Below are 16,489 nucleotides of genomic sequence, written 5' to 3'. Positions count from 1 at the left end.
CAGCTGAAAAACTGGTTCCTTTTTTGTTTAAATTACATGACGCTCAAAGGCATCATCTGAAATCCCTTGTTCTAGGATGAGTTTTGCCCATTCTTTAGCAGAGAAGAGGCTGTGATCCTTGTAGTTTCCGCAAGATTCGATGGTTGTTCCAGGGACGTCTTCCCAAGTAGTAGTTTCAGCGATTTCCTTGAGCGAATCCTTGATAACAGCCGCGATTTCAGCACTGGTGTGGCGCCCCCACATAATCATATGGAAGCCTGTACGGCAACCAAATGGTGAACAGTCAATCATGCCGTCAATTCGGGTACGAATGAGTTTTGCCAAGAGGTGCTCGATAGTGTGAAGGCCAGCAGTAGGGATAGAGTCTTCATTGGGTTGCACTAAACGAATGTCATAATTGGAGATGACATCTCCCTTTGGCCCTGTTTCTTCCCCAATCAAGCGAACATAGGGTGCTTTAACAATGGTGTGGTCAAGTTCAAAACTTTCGACAATAACTTCTTTTGACATGGTAAATCCTTTCAGTTTTCTTCTTTCATTATATCATAAAGGTTGCTCCTGAGACAGAGAGAAAACCTCTCCGAGAGTGGAGAGGTTGAAATCTTTATTTACGATACAAGCGGTCGTATTGGTAGTATGGGTCAAAGGTTACATTGATACCCAATTTGCGAAGGACATTCTTGTCTTCATCGGTCAAGATGATGGTTGAGTGGGCTTCGCTTCCTTTGAGGTTGCCAAGTTCTTCCATAGCACGAGCAGCATCAGGGTTTTCCGTAGCTGTGATAGCAAGTGCAATCAGGATTTCATTTGAATGAAGGCGTGGATTGCGGCTACCGAGATGATCGATTTTAAGACCTTGGATTGGCTTAACAACTTCAGGTTCGATTAGTTTCACTTCTTTAGCAATATCAGCTGATTTCTTGATAGCGTTGATAAGAGCAGCTGCTGTAGGGCCAAAGAGTTCTGAGTTCTTACCTGTGACAATTTCCCCGCTAGGCAATTCAAGGGCTAGGGCTGGTCCGCCAGTTTCTTCTGCTTTTTGACGCGCAACGACAGCAACCTTGCGGTCTGCAGGTGTGATACCTAGGTCGTTCATAAGCAACTCAATTTTCTTGACAGCAGCTTCGCCAACTTTTTCGGCTTTGAAATCAAGAACAGTCTGATAGTAGCGACGGATGATTTCTTGTTTAGAAGCTTCGACAGCAGCTTCATCATCTGTAATAGCGAAACCAACCATGTTGACCCCCATATCTGTCGGTGAAGCGTATGGAGATTCACCTAGAATGCGTTCTAACATGCGCTTGAGCACTGGGAAAATCTCGATATCACGGTTGTAGTTGACAGTGGTTTCTCCATAGGTTTGGAGATGGAAGGGATCAATCATGTTGACATCATCAAGGTCAGCTGTGGCAGCTTCATAAGCCAAGTTAACTGGATGATGAAGGGGAAGATTCCAAACTGGGAAGGTTTCAAATTTAGCGTAACCAGACTTGATACCATTGATTTGGTCGTGGTACATATTGGACATACAGGTTGCCAATTTTCCAGAACCAGGTCCAGGAGCGGTTACGACAATCAGGTTGCGACTGGTTTTGATGTAGTCATTTTTTCCCATGCCTTCTGGAGAAATGATGTGATCCATATCCGTCGGATATCCTTTTATTGGATAATGAAGATAGGAATCAATTCCGTTTTTCTCAAGTTGGTTGCGGAAAGCATCTGCAGCGGGTTGGCCAGCGTATTGTGTAATGACCACTGAGCCGACAAAAATCCCTAATTCATTGAATTTATCAATCAAACGAAGAACTTCTTGGTCATAAGAAATGCCCAAGTCACCACGTGCTTTAGAATGCTCGATGTTGCTAGCGTTAATGGCAATCACAACCTCAACCTGCTCTTTCAACTCTTGCAAGAGCTTGATTTTGTTGTCAGGCTCATAGCCAGGAAGCACACGAGCAGCGTGGAAATCTTCTAGCATTTTGCCACCAAACTCCAAGTAGAGCTTGCCGTCAAATTGGTTAATGCGCTCCAAAATGTGGTCGCGCTGTAGATTCAAATATTGTTCAGAACTAAAAGCTTGTTTTTTCATTTTTTTACCTCTGACTTCTATTATAATAAAAAATTGGCAGTTAGGAAACTATGGAGTTAAAAAAGGAAGTAAAAAGATTAGGCAAACGCTTGCACAAAACTCAGAAAAGCGCTATCATAGACTGTAGATTATTAAAATAATGAGGTAAGAAAATGCAAGAAAAATGGTGGCACAATGCCGTAGTCTATCAAGTCTATCCAAAGAGTTTTATGGATAGCAACGGAGATGGAATTGGCGATTTGCCAGGAATTACCAGTAAGTTAGACTATCTAGCCAAGTTAGGAATCACAGCGATTTGGCTTTCTCCAGTTTATGACAGTCCTATGGATGATAATGGCTATGATATTGCTGATTATCAAGCGATTGCAGCTATTTTCGGGACCATGGAGGATATGGACCAACTAATCGCTGAAGCTAAGAAACGTGATATTTGTATCATCATGGACTTGGTGGTCAATCATACCTCGGATGAACATGCTTGGTTTGTCGAGGCCTGTGAAAATCCTGACAGCCCTGAGCGTGACTACTATATCTGGCGGGATGAGCCTAATGATCTTGATTCTATCTTTAGTGGGTCTGCTTGGGAGTATGATGAAAAGTCGGGTCAATACTATCTCCACTTTTTCAGTAAGAAACAGCCTGATCTCAACTGGGAGAATGAAAAACTTCGCCAGAAAATTTATGAGATGATGAACTTCTGGATTGATAAAGGCATTGGCGGTTTCCGTATGGATGTCATTGACATGATTGGCAAAATTCCTGATGAGAAGGTAGTCAATAATGGACCTATGCTCCATCCTTATCTCAAGGAGATGAACCAAGCCACTTTTGGCGATAAGAATCTCTTGACAGTAGGGGAGACTTGGGGAGCAACTCCAGAGATTGCCAAGCTTTACTCTGATCCAAAGGGGCAAGAATTGTCTATGGTTTTCCAATTTGAACACATCTGTCTTCAGTATCAGGAAGGGCAACCTAAGTGGCACTATCAAAAAGCGCTGAATATCCCTAAGTTAAAAGAGATTTTCAACAAATGGCAGACAGAGTTAGGCGTTGAGGACGGCTGGAATTCACTCTTCTGGAACAATCATGACCTCCCTCGTATCGTCTCAATCTGGGGAAATGACCAAGAATACCGAGAAAAATCTGCCAAAGCCTTTGCAATCTTGCTTCATCTCATGAGAGGGACTCCTTATATCTATCAAGGTGAGGAAATTGGGATGACAAATTATCCGTTTGAAACACTGAATCAAGTAGAAGATATTGAATCTCTTAACTATGCGCGTGAGGCTCTTGAAAAAGGCGTTCCGATGGAAGAAATCATGGACAGTATCCGTGTCATTGGTCGTGACAATGCCCGTACCCCTATGCAATGGGATGAGAGCAAAAACGCTGGTTTCTCAACTGCTCAACCTTGGTTGGCAGTGAATCCAAACTATCAAGCAATCAACGTTCAAGAAGCGCTGGCAAATCCTGATTCTATTTTCTATACCTATCAGAAGCTAGTTCAAATCCGTAAGGAGAATAGCTGGCTGATTCGAGCTGATTTTAAATTGCTTGATACGGCTGAAAAGGTATTTGCCTATATCCGTAAAGATGGGGACTATCGTTTTCTAGTTGTGGCTAACTTGTCCAATGAAGAGCAAGACTTGACCGTAGAAGGAAACGTCAAATCGGTCTTAATTGAAAACACCGTGGCTCAAGAAGTTTTTGAAAAACAAATCTTAGCTCCATGGGATGCTTTCTGTGTGGAATTACTATAAATGTTTTTTACAGAAAAATTTAAAATTGAAATCGTATAAAAACAAGGGAGGACTGTATGAAAGACAGAAATCCTTTGTTTTTTTATAACCAAGATTTATAAACTTTCATTCTCGAAATTCAATTAACTTTACAAATCCTGGCTATTTTGGTAAAATAAACTTATGTTATAAAAACTAACATAAAGGAGAAAAGAAGATGAATACAAAAAAGCGTGTCCTTAGTACAGGCCTGACTTTTGCGGCTGCTTTGCTTTTAGCCGCTTGCGGTCAATCAGGTTCAGATACAAAAACTTACTCATCAACCTTTAGTGGAAATCCAACTACATTTAATTACTTATTAGATTATTACGCTGACAATACAGCTATTATTACTAACCTAGTTGATGGTTTGCTTGAAAATGACAATCATGGAAACCTAGTTCCATCTTTGGCAGAAGACTGGTCTGTTTCAAGCGACGGTCTAACTTATACCTACAAATTGAGAAAAGATGCCAAATGGTTCACAGCTGATGGTGAAGAGTACGCCCCAGTCAAGGCACAGGATTTTGTGACAGGTATCAAGTATGCAGTGGATAATAAATCACAGGCACTTGACTTGATTCAAAACTCGATCAAGGGCTTGAATGATTATATTACAGGAGCGGATTCTGACTTTTCTAAGGTTGGAGTGAAGGCCATCGACGACCAGACTGTTGAGTATACTTTGGCACGCCCAGAACCGTACTGGAACTCAAAAACAACGAACAGTATTCTTTTCCCAGTAAATGAAGAGTTTCTAAATTCAAAAGGGAAAGATTTTGGGACTCTATCTCCAAATAGCATTCTCTACAGTGGACCTTATTTGTTAAAAGACTTCACATCAAAATCATCGATCGAGTATGTGAAAAATCCGCATTACTATGATCATGACAAAGTATCGATTGAACACGTAAAATTGGCTTATTTTGATGGCTCAGACCAAGAATTGACCATTCGTAACTTTGAAAGTGGAGCCTACTCAATTGCTGGGGTTTATCCAAATAGTTCTAACTTTGCTAAGACTAAGGAAAAATATAAGGATAATATCGTTTATAGTTTGCAGGACAAGACTTCTTGGTATTTCAATTTCAATGTTAATCGTAAGGCTTACAATCACACTGCTAAAACGACAGATGAGCAGAAGAAGTCAACTGAGACAGCTGTCTTGAACAAGAACTTCCGTCAAGCAGTGAACTTTGCCTTGGACCGTACAGCCTATTCTGCTCAGTCTAATGGGGAAGAAGCAGCTAGCAAGACTCTTCGTAACACCCTAGTACCTCCTACATTTGTCCAAGTCGGAGACAAGACCTTTGGAGAAGTAGTGGCTTCTAAATTGGTTAACTATGGTACAGAATGGTCAGGTATTAACTTGGCAGATGCTCAGGATGCCTATTTTAACAAAGAAAAAGCCCAAGCAAAATTTGCAGAAGCTAAAAAAGAATTGGCGAGTCAAGGTGTGACTTTCCCTATTCACTTGGATGTGGCAGTTGATCAGACAAGTAAAAATGCTGTGACAGGTATGAACTCTGTTAAGCAGACCCTGGAGTCAGTTTTAGGTGCTGATAACATTGTTATTGATGTTCAACAACTTTCAACAGATGATTTTAATAACGTAGCCTTCTTGGCACCAACGCCAGCTGATCGAGACTACGATTTGAACTTTGATGGTTGGGTAGGTGATTACCAAGATCCGTCAACCTATCTCAATCCTTTTAATGCAGAGGATGGATTCTACCTCAAAATATTTGGTCTAGATGCCCAGGAAGATAAAGCTAAGATTGCTAGCTTGGGTCTTGATACCTATACTAAGATGCTTAAAGATGCAGATAGCGAAAATAAAGATGTAGCCAAACGCTATGAAAAATATGCTGAAGCACAGGCTTGGATGATTGACAATTCTCTGATTATGTCAGCCATGTCAAGTGGTGGTACAGCATCTGTAACCAAAGTAACGCCATTTACAAGAGGGTATTCACTGGTCGGTATCAAGGGTGACGGCAATAACTACAAGTACATGAAACTGCAAAAAGATACTGTTACAACCAAACAGTATGAAGAAGCTAAGACTAAATGGGAGCAAGAAAGCAAAAAAGCAATCGAAAAAGCTCAAAAAGAAGCAGAAAATCATGTTAAATAATGATGAATAGCTTTTTACAGAGAATCATAAAGACAAACATCAGTTTTGGTGCTTGTCTTTTTAAATCACTCGGCTATTGAAAACTGAGAAATGATTTGTTTTGTGCTAAAATAGATTGAAACGAATACTCAATAAAAATCAAAGAGTAACTGAGAAGTTAGCTCAAAGTACAGCTTTGAGGTGGTAGATAGAACTGACGAAGTCAGCTCAAAATACTGTTTTGAGGTTGCAGATGGACGCTGATGTGGTTTGAAGAGGTTTTCGAATAGTATCAGTGCTTATGAGGTCCAAATAATCTATATCTTTATAAACTCGGTAAATGTAGAATTTATCGTACAAAAGTGATATAATAGTAACATTAAATGTATAGGTGTTAATCATGAGTAGACGTTTTAAAAAATCACGTTCACAGAAAGTGAAGCGAAGTGTTAATATAGTTTTGTTGACTATCTATTTATTGTTAGTCGGTTTTTTGTTGTTCTTAATCTTTAAGTACAATATACTTGCTTTCAGGCACGTTAATATAGTGGTCGCAGTATTTGCCTTGATAGTTGCTGTGATTGCCACACTATTAATAATCTATAAAAAAGCAGAAAAGTTCACGATTTTCTTTTTGACACTAGCTGTTTTAGTGAGTTCAGTTTCTGTATTTGCTCTGCAACAATTTGTAGGTTTTACAAGTCATATTAATGCAACTTCAAATTATTCAGAGTATTCTCTCAGCGTCGTCGTTTTAAAGGATAGCGATATCAATAATGTTGCCCAATTATCTAGTGTTATGGGACCAACAGGTACGGATAATGAGAATATTCAAAAGCTAATCTCTGATATTAAGACGAGTCAAAATAAGGATTTGACGGTTGATAAAAGTACTTCTTACTTGTCAACTTATAAAAGTTTGATTTCTGGAGAGGCCAAAGCCATTGTCTTAAATAGTGTATTTGAGAATATTATTGAGGCAGAGTATCCAGACTATGCTTCTAAAATTAAGAAAATTTACACTAAAAAAATGACCAAGGATGTTGAGACCCCTAAGGTATCTAAAGATCGCTTCTTTAATATCTATGTCAGTGGTATTGATACTTACGGTGCCATTAGTTCAGTTTCACGCTCAGATGTCAATATCCTGATGACGGTCAATAGGGATACGAAGAGAATCCTTCTTACAACAACTCCACGAGATTCATATGTTCCTATTGCTGATGGTGGAAACAATCAAAAGGATAAATTGACTCATGCTGGTATATACGGGGTTGATTCATCTATTCATACCCTAGAGAACCTTTATGGTATAGATATTAATTATTATGTTCGTTTGAATTTCACCTCATTTTTGAAATTGATTGACCTATTGGGAGGAGTAGATGTTTATAACGATCAAGAATTTACAGCTCTACATGGGAAGTTCCATTTTCCAGTGGGAAATGTCCATCTAGACTCTGAGCAAGCTCTAGGTTTTGTGCGTGAACGCTACTCACTAGCCGATGGAGACCGTGATCGTGGTCGCAACCAACAAAAGGTTATTGTAGCAATCATTCAGAAGTTAACTTCTACAGAGGCATTGAAAAACTATAATAGTATTCTTCAAGGATTGCAGGATTCCCTTCAGACAAATATGCCGATTGAGACTATGATGGATCTAGTGAATACTCAATTGGAAAGCGGAGGAAACTATAAAGTAAATTCTCAAGATTTAAAAGGGACAGGTCGGATGGATCTTCCTTCTTATGCAATGCCAGACAGTAGTCTCTATATGATGGAAATAGATGAGAGTAGTTTAGCTACAGTTAAAGTAGCTATACAGGATGTGATGGAGGGTAGATAAAATGATAGACATCCATTCGCATATCGTTTTTGATGTAGATGATGGGCCAAAGTCGATAGAGGATAGCAAGGCGCTTTTAAGAGAAGCTTATAATCAAGGAGTTCGAATGATTGTGTCTACTTCGCATCGTCGAAAAGGGATGTTTGAGACTCCAGAAGAAAAAATTGCAACAAATTTTCTTAAGGTTCGTGAAATTGCAAAAGAAGTAGCAGATGATTTAGTCATTGCTTATGGCGCAGAGATATACTATACTCTGGATGTTCTAGAAAAGCTAGAAAGAAAAGAAATTCCTACTCTTAATGATAGCCGTTATGCTTTGATTGAGTTTAGCATGCATACTCCCTATCGTGAGATTCATACGGGCTTGAGCAATATTTTGATGTTGGGAATAACACCAGTAATTGCTCATATTGAACGTTATGATGCTTTAGAGAATAATGAAAAACGAGTTCGTGAACTGATTGATATGGGGTGCTATACTCAGATAAATAGTTATCATGTTTTAAAACCTAAGTTCTTTGGTGAAAAATATAAATTCATGAAAAAGAGAGCTCGGTATTTTTTGGAACGTGATTTAGTTCATGTAGTTGCAAGTGACATGCATAATTTAGACAGTAGACCTCCATATATGGAACAGGCATACGATATCATTGCTAAGAAATATGGAGCGAAAAAAGCGAAAGAACTTTTTGTAGAAAATCCCAGAAAAATTATAATGGATCAATTAATTTAGGAGAAAATATGAAAGATCAAAACACTTTGGAAATCGATGTATTTCAACTATTCAGAACTTTATGGAAAAGAAAGTTAGTCATTTTATTAGTGACAATTATAACTTCTTCAGTTGCTTTTGCCTACAGTACTTTTGTTATCAAACCTGAGTTTACTAGTACGACTCGGATTTATGTAGTTAACCGTAATCAAGGAGAGAAGTCTGGTTTAACAAATCAAGACTTGCAGGCAGGATCGTACTTGGTTAAAGACTATCGTGAAATTATCCTATCGCAGGATGTTTTGGAGAAAGTTGTTTCTGATTTGAAACTAGATTTGACGCCAAAAGGTTTGGCTAATAAAATTAAAGTGACAGTACCAGTTGATACTCGTATTGTCTCTATTTCAGTTAATGATCGAGTTCCTGAAGAGGCAAGCCGTATCGCTAACTCTTTGAGAGAAGTAGCTGCTCAAAAAATTATCAGTATTACTCGTGTTTCTGATGTGACAACACTGGAGGAGGCAAGACCGGCTATATCACCATCTTCGCCAAATATTAAACGCAATACACTAATTGGTTTTTTGGCAGGGGGGATTGGAACCAGTGTTATAGTTCTTCTTCTTGAACTTTTGGACACTCGTGTGAAACGTCCAGAAGATATCGAAGATGCATTGCAGATGACGCTTTTGGGAGTTGTACCAAACTTGGATAAGTTGAAATAGGAGAGAGAGATGCCGACATTAGAAATAGCACAAAAAAAACTGGAGTTCATTAAGAAGACAGAAGAATATTACAATGCCTTGTGTACAAATATACAGTTGAGCGGAGATAAACTAAAAGTAATTTCCGTTACTTCTGTTAACCCTGGGGAAGGAAAATCAACTACTTCCATAAATATAGCATGGTCTTTTGCGCGTGCAGGCTATAAAACTCTTTTGATCGATGGCGATATTCGAAATTCAGTTATGTCAGGAGTTTTTAAATCTCGTGAAAAAATTACAGGGCTAACAGAATTTTTATCTGGGACAACGGATTTATCTCACGGGTTATGCGATACAAATATTGAAAATTTATTTGTAGTTCAATCGGGATCTGTATCACCAAACCCTACAGCCTTGTTACAAAGTAAAAATTTTAATGACATGATTGAAACATTGCGTAAATATTTTGATTATATCATTGTTGATACAGCACCTATTGGAATTGTTATTGATGCGGCAATTATCACTCAAAAGTGTGATGCGTCCATCTTGGTAACTGCAATGGGTGAGGCGAATAAGCATGATGTCCAAAAAGCGAAACAACAATTAGAGCAAACAGGAAAACCATTTTTAGGTGTCGTTCTCAATAAATTTGATGTTCAACGTGAAAAATATGGTTCTTACGGTGGTTATGGTAATTATGGTAAAAAATAACCTAGGGAAGATTTTATGGATGAAAAAGGATTAAAGATTTTTCTGGCAGTATTACAGAGTATTATTGTCATTTTATTGGTTTATTTTCTTAGCTTTGTTAGAGAGACAGAAATTGAACGTTCTTCGATGGTTATACTATACCTTCTCCACTTTTTTGTATTCCATTTTAGTTCCTATGGTAACAATTTTTTTAAAAGAGGGTACCTAGTTGAGTTTAATAGTACTATAAGATATATTTTTTTCTTTGCAATAGCTATAAGTGTATTAAACTTTTTTATAGAGGAACGGTTTAGTATCTCTAGAAGAGGAATGGTATACTTCTTAACTTTAGAAGGAATATCCTTATACTTGTTAAATTTCTTAGTAAAGAAATATTGGAAGCATGTATTTTTCAATCTAAAAAATAGCAAGAAAATGTTACTGTTAACAGTAACAAAAAATATAGAAAAAGTTCTTGATAAATTGCTAGATTCTGATGAACTTTCATGGAACTTGGTAGCAGTAAGTGTTTTGGATAAATCTGATTTTCAACATGATCAAATACCTGTGATTGAAAAGGAAAAAATTATTGAATTTGCAACGCATGAAGTTGTGGATGAGGTGTTTATCAATCTTCCGGGAGAGAGCTACGATATTGGAGAAATTATCTCTAAGTTTGAGACAATGGGGATAGATATAACTGTCAATCTTAATGCATTTGATAAGAATTTGGGTCGAAATAAACAAATTCATGAGATGGCAGGATTGAATGTAGTCACTTTCTCTACAAATTTTTATAAAACTAGTCATGTGATTTCAAAGAGAATTCTCGATATTTGTGGTGCCACTATCGGCCTTATTCTTTTTGGTATAGCTAGTCTAGTTTTAGTTCCATTGATTCGTAAAGATGGCGGACCAGCTATTTTTGCTCAAACTCGTATAGGGAAAAATGGTCGACATTTTACCTTTTATAAATTCCGTTCGATGCGGATCGATGCTGAAGCTATCAAAGAACAGTTGATGGATCAAAACACGATGCAAGGTGGTATGTTTAAGATGGACAATGATCCTCGTGTTACAAAAATTGGTCACTTTATTCGTAAAACCAGTTTGGATGAATTGCCACAATTTTGGAATGTCTTTATAGGAGATATGAGTTTGGTGGGGACGCGTCCACCGACAGTAGACGAGTATGATCAGTATACTCCAGAACAGAAACGTCGACTCAGCTTTAAACCTGGTATTACAGGCTTATGGCAGGTTAGTGGTCGTAGTAAAATAACCGATTTTGACGATGTTGTAAAATTAGATGTGGCTTATATTGATAATTGGACAATCTGGAAAGATATTGAAATTTTGTTGAAAACTGTTAAAGTTGTATTTATGAGAGATGGAGCGAAGTGATTTCTGCACGTCCATCATATTAGGAGAGAAATGAAAAAGTCAGTTTATATCATTGGTTCAAAAGGAATTCCTGCTAAGTATGGAGGATTTGAAACTTTTGTTGAAAAATTAACAGCCTTTCAACAAGATAAGGCTATCCAATATTATGTGGCTTGTATGCGTGAAAACTCTGCAAAATCAGGGATTACTGAAGATGTTTTTGAACATAATGGTGCTATCTGTTATAACGTCGATGTTCCCAATATTGGTCCAGCGCGAGCCATAGCATATGATATAGCAGCAATTAATAAAGCGATTGAAATTGCTAAAGAAAATAAGGATGAAGCTCCAATCTTCTATATATTAGCTTGTCGAATCGGTCCGTTCATCCATGGAATTAAGAAAAAAATCCAAGCGATAGGTGGGACTCTTCTAGTTAATCCAGATGGTCACGAGTGGTTACGAGCTAAGTGGAGCGCTCCAGTTCGTCGTTATTGGAAAATTTCCGAAGGTCTTATGGTCAAACATGCAGATCTTTTAGTGTGTGATAGTAAGAATATTGAAAAATATATCCAAGAAGATTATAAACAGTATCAACCTAAGACAACCTATATCGCTTATGGGACTGATACAACACGCTCCATATTAAAGAGTAGTGACGAAAAAGTACGTTCTTGGTTCAAAGAGAAGAATGTTTCTGAGAACGAGTATTATCTAGTTGTAGGACGATTTGTTCCAGAGAATAACTATGAATCTATGATTCGTGGCTTTTTGGCTTCTAACTCTAAGAAGGACTTTGTTTTAATTACAAATGTAGAGCAGAATAAATTTTATAATCAGTTGTTGGCAAAAACTGGTTTTGATAAAGATCCACGAGTAAAATTTGTAGGGACAGTCTACGACCAAGAACTTCTGAAGTATATTCGTGAGAATGCCTTTGCTTACTTCCATGGGCATGAAGTGGGGGGGACAAACCCTTCGCTACTGGAAGCATTAGCATCAACAAAGTTAAATTTACTACTCGATGTTGGTTTTAATCGCGAAGTTGGGGAGCAAAGTGCGATCTATTGGAAAAAAGACGAACTATCACAAGTGATTGAGGAAGTTGAACAATTTGATGAAAAAATGATTGATGAGTTAGATAGACAATCAAATCAGAGAATTGCGGATGCTTTCACTTGGGAAAGGATTGTTACAGACTACGAGAATTTATTTAAAAAATGAAAATATTACATTATACTTTAGGATTTCAACCCCAGCGAACAGGTGGCTTGGTTAAATATGCTGAGGATTTAATACTAGAGCAAATTGCTCAAGGTCATCAAGTGACTGCCCTATATCCGGGTAATATTCGGTTACTTTCGAAAAAAGTAGGAATAAAGAAGGTATCATCAAGACAGTTTGAGTGTTACGAACTGCTTAATAGCTTACCTTTGGCTCTATTTGGGGGAATATCCAGTCCAATTGCTTTCATGACCCCTTGTGACAAAAATGTTTATAGTACTTTTTTAGAAGAAGTACAACCCGACATTATCCATATTCATTCGTTTATGGGATTGCATAAAGAATTCATCGAAATTGCTAAAAACATGAACATTAGAGTTGTTTTTACGAGCCATGATTATTATGGATTAGCGCCCGTACCTCATTTCTATTTTAATGGGGTGGATTATAGTGATAATAATACAAACTTGGCTTGGAATATCATGTCTTCTAATGCCTTAAGTGTAGAAAAGTTGCGATTCTTTCAAGTTCCATTTTATCCAACTATTCGTAAGTTTTTGAAACTATTGGGAAAAAATCCAAAATCAAAAAATAATCTAGTTATTCGAGAAATATTTGAGGAAAAGAATTATAGTGAACTTCGACACTATTATAATGAGATGTTTCACTTAATAGATGGTTATTTGTTTAATAGTAGTCTAACAAAGAATGTATATGAGCAAAATGAAATTAAACCAACTCAGAGTACAGTATTATCTATAACGAATAGTTCAATTAAACCTCATCAGAGATTAACAACTACAAATAATAAAATTAGAGTTGCTTATATTGGTCCAGATGAAGAATATAAAGGATATTTTGATTTTATTGAGTTTGCTAAAACTTTAGACCTAGAGTTATACGAAGTTGCAACTTATGGTCACTTTCCAAATGAAGAATGTCCTTCATTCATTGAACAAAAAGGATATTTTACCAAGGAAACGATTGATAGTGTCTATGAAAATATTGATATTCTTATTGTTCCAAGTAAGTGGAAGGAGACATTTGGATTGATAACAGTAGAAGCATTATCCTATGGGGTAAATGTTTTTGTGAGTGAAAATGTTGGATCAAAAGACTTACTTCCAGAAACACATGTTTTTAAAAATCAGAATGACTTAGTAGTTAAAGTTATAGAAAATGATATAGAAAATACAAAATTAAAAACTATAGATGAACACTCGAAAGAAGTGATTCAGTATTATGAAAGAGTGATAAATGATAGTTGAGAGCTTAATAAAAAAGATTACTGGAAAAGCAGTAGACATTCACCCTGATGTACCCATGGCGTATATACTACAAAGAGGTATGAACTATGGTTTTGGACTCTTTCGTGGATTTGTACGTGGAATCGGATTTGGTCAAAAGGGGAAGCGTTTATTCATTGGACAAGGAGTTTCTATCTTAGCAAAGCGTAAATTATTTGTTGGGAAAAATGTTCGAATTGGTAAAAAGGTGTCTATAGATGCACTGTCGAAAGAAGGAATCCATTTTGCAGATAATGTGAAGATTGGAGATTATTCTCAAATTATTGGAACAGGATCTATAAAAAATATGGGGATTGGCTTGAAAGTTGGTAAGAACTCATCTTTTTCAGAATATAGTTTATTTGGTTCTGCTGGAGGTATCACAATTGGTGATAATGTTATCGCAGGTCAGAATGTTCGTTTTCATGCTGAAAATCATAATTATAGTGATTTAAATAAACTTATTGTTGAACAAGGTGTATCTCGAAAGGGAATATCAGTAGGACATAATTGTTGGATTGGTGCTGGAGCTGTTTTTTTGGATGGGTCCAGCATTGGTTCAGGTTGTGTTGTTGGAGCGAATGCTGTTGTCACTAAGCAGTTTCCAGATAATGTTATCATAGGTGGAGTACCAGCTAGAATACTGGCCTATAGATAGTGTTTAACTATTTCTGAAAGGAAGAGAATTTATGCCTACATTTAGTGTAGTTGTTCCAGTTTATAATGTAGAGAATTATTTATCTCAATGTTTAAATACTCTTGTAAATCAGTCTTTTAAAGATTTTGAACTTATCTTGGTAAACGATGGTTCTACTGACACATCTGGAAGTCTTTGTGAAGAATGGGGGAAAAAAGATCATCGGATAAAAGTAATACATAAAACCAATGAAGGTCTTGGTTTTGCACGTAACACAGGTATTGAAAATTGTACAGGAGATTATATTGTCTTTGTTGATTCGGATGATTATGTCTCATATGAGATGCTTGAAATTTATGATACATACTTACAACGTTTTAATGCAGACGTGATTTATAGTGAAAATTTTTATCGAGTGGATAATAAAGGAAATATTATAGGACCACTTGATCAGAGCCTAGATTCCATTTTTTATAAAAATGATTCAATTTTCACAGAACTTTTACCAGATGTAATATCTTCACCACCAGAATTTATTGGAGATGGAAAGATAGGTGTTTCAGTGTGGAAAGGGGTATATAAACGTTCTTTGTTTAAGGATAAAGGGCTATTATTTCATTCGGAAAGAGAATTCATTTCAGAAGATGCTATTTTTCAAATTGATTGTTTAAAATTAGCAACATCCGCCCTTGTTATCCCAGATATTTTATACTACTATCGTGAAAACTTTGGTTCTTTAAGTATGAAATATAAAGAAGATCGATTTGAGTTGGATAAAATCTTGTATAACGAGCAATTAAAAAGAGTTAAGGGATTACCTAATCAAGAAATTTTGGAAGAAAGAATCGAGAGAATTTTAATTGCTAATATTCGTTTATGTATTTTTCAGGAATCCTTATATAAAAGTTCTAGAATTCATAAACGCTTGCAAAGAATTAGACAGATTTGTAAGGATCCTATCTCAAAAGCAGTTTTGTATCACTATCCAATCCATCGTTTACCTTTTCCTAAACGTTTGATCTGTGTATTAGCTAAGTATAATATGTCGATGTTGCTTTTAGCTTTAACCTTATTAAAATATCGGAATCGGAGTGTATAGATTTTATGGCGATGAATATAGAAAAATTAAAACTATCTTTAAAAAATGGAACGTTTTTTCCTGTTGTTATTCACGCCTTACGTAACCGTTGGCCCTTGTGGTGGATTCGGAGTAAGGCTATTCGAGAAGTGCAACTTGAAGATAGGGCCTACAGAATACTAAAAAAGAAATACGGTTCTTTAATTTCAAACCCTTTTGATAAATCATACTTATCAGAAAAAGTTCCCAAGCAAATCTGGATTTGCTGGTTTCAAGGTATGGAGAATGCTCCAGATTTGGTGAAATCATGTTATAAGTCTGTTAAAAGAGAATTTCCAGATTATAAAATTACAGTATTAACGGCTCAGACTATTCAACAGTATGTAACAATTCCTGAAGAAATTTTGTATAAGTGGAATAAAGGTATCATAAATAACGCAAATTTTTCAGATGTTTTGCGTGTTGAGATTTTATCTAAATATGGAGGTATTTGGTTAGATGCCACAGTTTATTGCACTGGTAGTACAATTAAGGAATTAATTGAAAAAAATCCATTTTTTATGTATAAGAGTCTATCTTCAATCGAAGAAAATATTTCATCATCAAGCTGGATGATTGCTTCAACAGCAAATCACCCTTTAATACTATCTGTGAAGAAGTTGCTAGTAGAATATTGGTGTAGAGAGAATATTGCAATACATTATTTTGTTTTTCATTTGCTGTTCACGATTGTAGCTGAACATTATTCGGATGTTTGGCAGTCTGTACCCACCTATACGAACGCAGCACCACATATAATGGTTGATGAATTAAATAATGATTTTTCAAAGGAACGTTACCAGCAATTATGTCAAATTTCTGATTTTCATAAATTAAATTATAAAAAAAATTACAATGATAAATCTGAGAGCTTGTACAGTTACTTACTGAATCAGTAGAGGGGAGA

14 protein-coding genes are annotated in these 16,489 nt (G+C 36.5%); 12 read left to right on the top strand and 2 right to left on the bottom strand.

Features of this window, described 5'->3' with window-relative positions; all coding sequences use genetic code 11:
• Nucleotides 1-27 precede the first annotated feature (27 nt).
• Both CYK18_RS04770 and CYK18_RS04765 read right to left on the bottom strand, forming a co-directional pair.
• Nucleotides 28-510 (bottom strand): S-ribosylhomocysteine lyase, encoded by a 483-nt coding sequence (locus CYK18_RS04770; RefSeq protein ID WP_000032562.1) that lies wholly within the window; start codon nucleotides 508-510, stop codon nucleotides 28-30.
• 94 nt (nucleotides 511-604) lie between these two features.
• The gene (locus CYK18_RS04765; protein WP_101785401.1) at nucleotides 605-2,089 is read right to left on the bottom strand and encodes a DUF1846 domain-containing protein; all 1,485 of its coding nucleotides are present in this window, start codon (nucleotides 2,087-2,089) and stop codon (nucleotides 605-607) included.
• Between the two features lie 152 nt (nucleotides 2,090-2,241).
• Here CYK18_RS04765 and CYK18_RS04760 point away from each other — a divergent pair, with 152 nt between their 5' ends.
• The 12 genes from CYK18_RS04760 (at nucleotide 2,242) to CYK18_RS04705 (ending at nucleotide 16,481) form a co-directional block, all read left to right on the top strand.
• Nucleotides 2,242-3,849, top strand: coding sequence for a glycoside hydrolase family 13 protein (locus CYK18_RS04760; RefSeq protein WP_101785399.1), 1,608 nt, complete (start codon nucleotides 2,242-2,244; stop codon nucleotides 3,847-3,849).
• Between the two features lie 196 nt (nucleotides 3,850-4,045).
• The gene (locus CYK18_RS04755) at nucleotides 4,046-6,004 is read left to right on the top strand and encodes a peptide ABC transporter substrate-binding protein (RefSeq protein ID WP_101785396.1); all 1,959 of its coding nucleotides are present in this window, start codon (nucleotides 4,046-4,048) and stop codon (nucleotides 6,002-6,004) included.
• Nucleotides 6,005-6,383: 379 nt separating this feature from the next.
• Nucleotides 6,384-7,829 (top strand): LCP family glycopolymer transferase CpsA, encoded by a 1,446-nt coding sequence (cpsA, locus tag CYK18_RS04750; protein ID WP_101785394.1) that lies wholly within the window; start codon nucleotides 6,384-6,386, stop codon nucleotides 7,827-7,829.
• 1 nt (nucleotide 7,830) lies between these two features.
• Complete coding sequence (gene cps4B, locus CYK18_RS04745) at nucleotides 7,831-8,562, top strand: capsular polysaccharide biosynthesis protein Cps4B (RefSeq protein WP_101785392.1); 732 nt, start codon at nucleotides 7,831-7,833, stop codon at nucleotides 8,560-8,562.
• Nucleotides 8,563-8,570: 8 nt separating this feature from the next.
• Entirely contained in the window at nucleotides 8,571-9,263 is a 693-nt protein-coding gene (gene cpsC, locus CYK18_RS04740; RefSeq protein WP_101785390.1) for a capsular polysaccharide biosynthesis protein CpsC, read from the top strand.
• A gap of 9 nt (nucleotides 9,264-9,272) precedes the next feature.
• Entirely contained in the window at nucleotides 9,273-9,956 is a 684-nt protein-coding gene (locus CYK18_RS04735; protein WP_060805248.1) for a tyrosine-protein kinase, read from the top strand.
• 15 nt (nucleotides 9,957-9,971) lie between these two features.
• Nucleotides 9,972-11,339 (top strand): sugar transferase, encoded by a 1,368-nt coding sequence (locus tag CYK18_RS04730; protein ID WP_033680707.1) that lies wholly within the window; start codon nucleotides 9,972-9,974, stop codon nucleotides 11,337-11,339.
• A gap of 30 nt (nucleotides 11,340-11,369) precedes the next feature.
• A complete protein-coding gene (gene cps2T, locus CYK18_RS04725; protein WP_033680706.1) occupies nucleotides 11,370-12,542 on the top strand; it encodes a beta 1-4 rhamnosyltransferase Cps2T in 1,173 nt (390 codons plus the stop codon).
• Nucleotides 12,539-13,810, top strand: coding sequence for a glycosyltransferase family 4 protein (locus CYK18_RS04720; RefSeq protein ID WP_033680705.1), 1,272 nt, complete (start codon nucleotides 12,539-12,541; stop codon nucleotides 13,808-13,810). The genes cps2T and CYK18_RS04720 overlap by 4 nt, the downstream gene beginning before the upstream one ends.
• Nucleotides 13,800-14,486 carry an acyltransferase gene (locus CYK18_RS04715; protein ID WP_033680704.1) on the top strand — a complete coding sequence of 229 codons (687 nt, stop codon included), beginning with the start codon at nucleotides 13,800-13,802 and terminating at the stop codon, nucleotides 14,484-14,486. Before CYK18_RS04720 ends, CYK18_RS04715 begins: the two co-directional genes overlap by 11 nt.
• Nucleotides 14,487-14,517: 31 nt before the next feature.
• Nucleotides 14,518-15,564, top strand: coding sequence for a glycosyltransferase family 2 protein (locus tag CYK18_RS04710; RefSeq protein WP_033680703.1), 1,047 nt, complete (start codon nucleotides 14,518-14,520; stop codon nucleotides 15,562-15,564).
• Nucleotides 15,565-15,569: 5 nt separating this feature from the next.
• Nucleotides 15,570-16,481 (top strand): capsular polysaccharide synthesis protein, encoded by a 912-nt coding sequence (locus CYK18_RS04705; protein WP_101785388.1) that lies wholly within the window; start codon nucleotides 15,570-15,572, stop codon nucleotides 16,479-16,481.
• Nucleotides 16,482-16,489: the final 8 nt, after the last annotated feature.

Origin of the sequence: Streptococcus mitis, from assembly GCF_002860865.1 — a bacterium.
GTDB lineage: Bacteria > Bacillota > Bacilli > Lactobacillales > Streptococcaceae > Streptococcus > Streptococcus mitis_AT.
Note: the sequence above shows the minus strand (reverse complement) of the source record. Positions and strands in the feature narration are given on the sequence as shown.

Bases quoted from the DNA above. Each gene is read 5' to 3' on its own strand.
- CYK18_RS04770 (WP_000032562.1), bottom strand. From the start codon at position 510: ATGTCAAAAGAAGTTATTGTCGAAAGTTTTGAACTTGACCACACCATT.
- CYK18_RS04765 (WP_101785401.1), bottom strand. From the start codon at position 2,089: ATGAAAAAACAAGCTTTTAGTTCTGAACAATATTTGAATCTACAGCGC.
- CYK18_RS04760 (WP_101785399.1), top strand. From the start codon at position 2,242: ATGCAAGAAAAATGGTGGCACAATGCCGTAGTCTATCAAGTCTATCCA.
- CYK18_RS04755 (WP_101785396.1), top strand. From the start codon at position 4,046: ATGAATACAAAAAAGCGTGTCCTTAGTACAGGCCTGACTTTTGCGGCT.
- cpsA (WP_101785394.1), top strand. From the start codon at position 6,384: ATGAGTAGACGTTTTAAAAAATCACGTTCACAGAAAGTGAAGCGAAGT.
- cps4B (WP_101785392.1), top strand. From the start codon at position 7,831: ATGATAGACATCCATTCGCATATCGTTTTTGATGTAGATGATGGGCCA.
- cpsC (WP_101785390.1), top strand. From the start codon at position 8,571: ATGAAAGATCAAAACACTTTGGAAATCGATGTATTTCAACTATTCAGA.
- CYK18_RS04735 (WP_060805248.1), top strand. From the start codon at position 9,273: ATGCCGACATTAGAAATAGCACAAAAAAAACTGGAGTTCATTAAGAAG.
- CYK18_RS04730 (WP_033680707.1), top strand. From the start codon at position 9,972: ATGGATGAAAAAGGATTAAAGATTTTTCTGGCAGTATTACAGAGTATT.
- cps2T (WP_033680706.1), top strand. From the start codon at position 11,370: ATGAAAAAGTCAGTTTATATCATTGGTTCAAAAGGAATTCCTGCTAAG.
- CYK18_RS04720 (WP_033680705.1), top strand. From the start codon at position 12,539: ATGAAAATATTACATTATACTTTAGGATTTCAACCCCAGCGAACAGGT.
- CYK18_RS04715 (WP_033680704.1), top strand. From the start codon at position 13,800: ATGATAGTTGAGAGCTTAATAAAAAAGATTACTGGAAAAGCAGTAGAC.
- CYK18_RS04710 (WP_033680703.1), top strand. From the start codon at position 14,518: ATGCCTACATTTAGTGTAGTTGTTCCAGTTTATAATGTAGAGAATTAT.
- CYK18_RS04705 (WP_101785388.1), top strand. From the start codon at position 15,570: ATGGCGATGAATATAGAAAAATTAAAACTATCTTTAAAAAATGGAACG.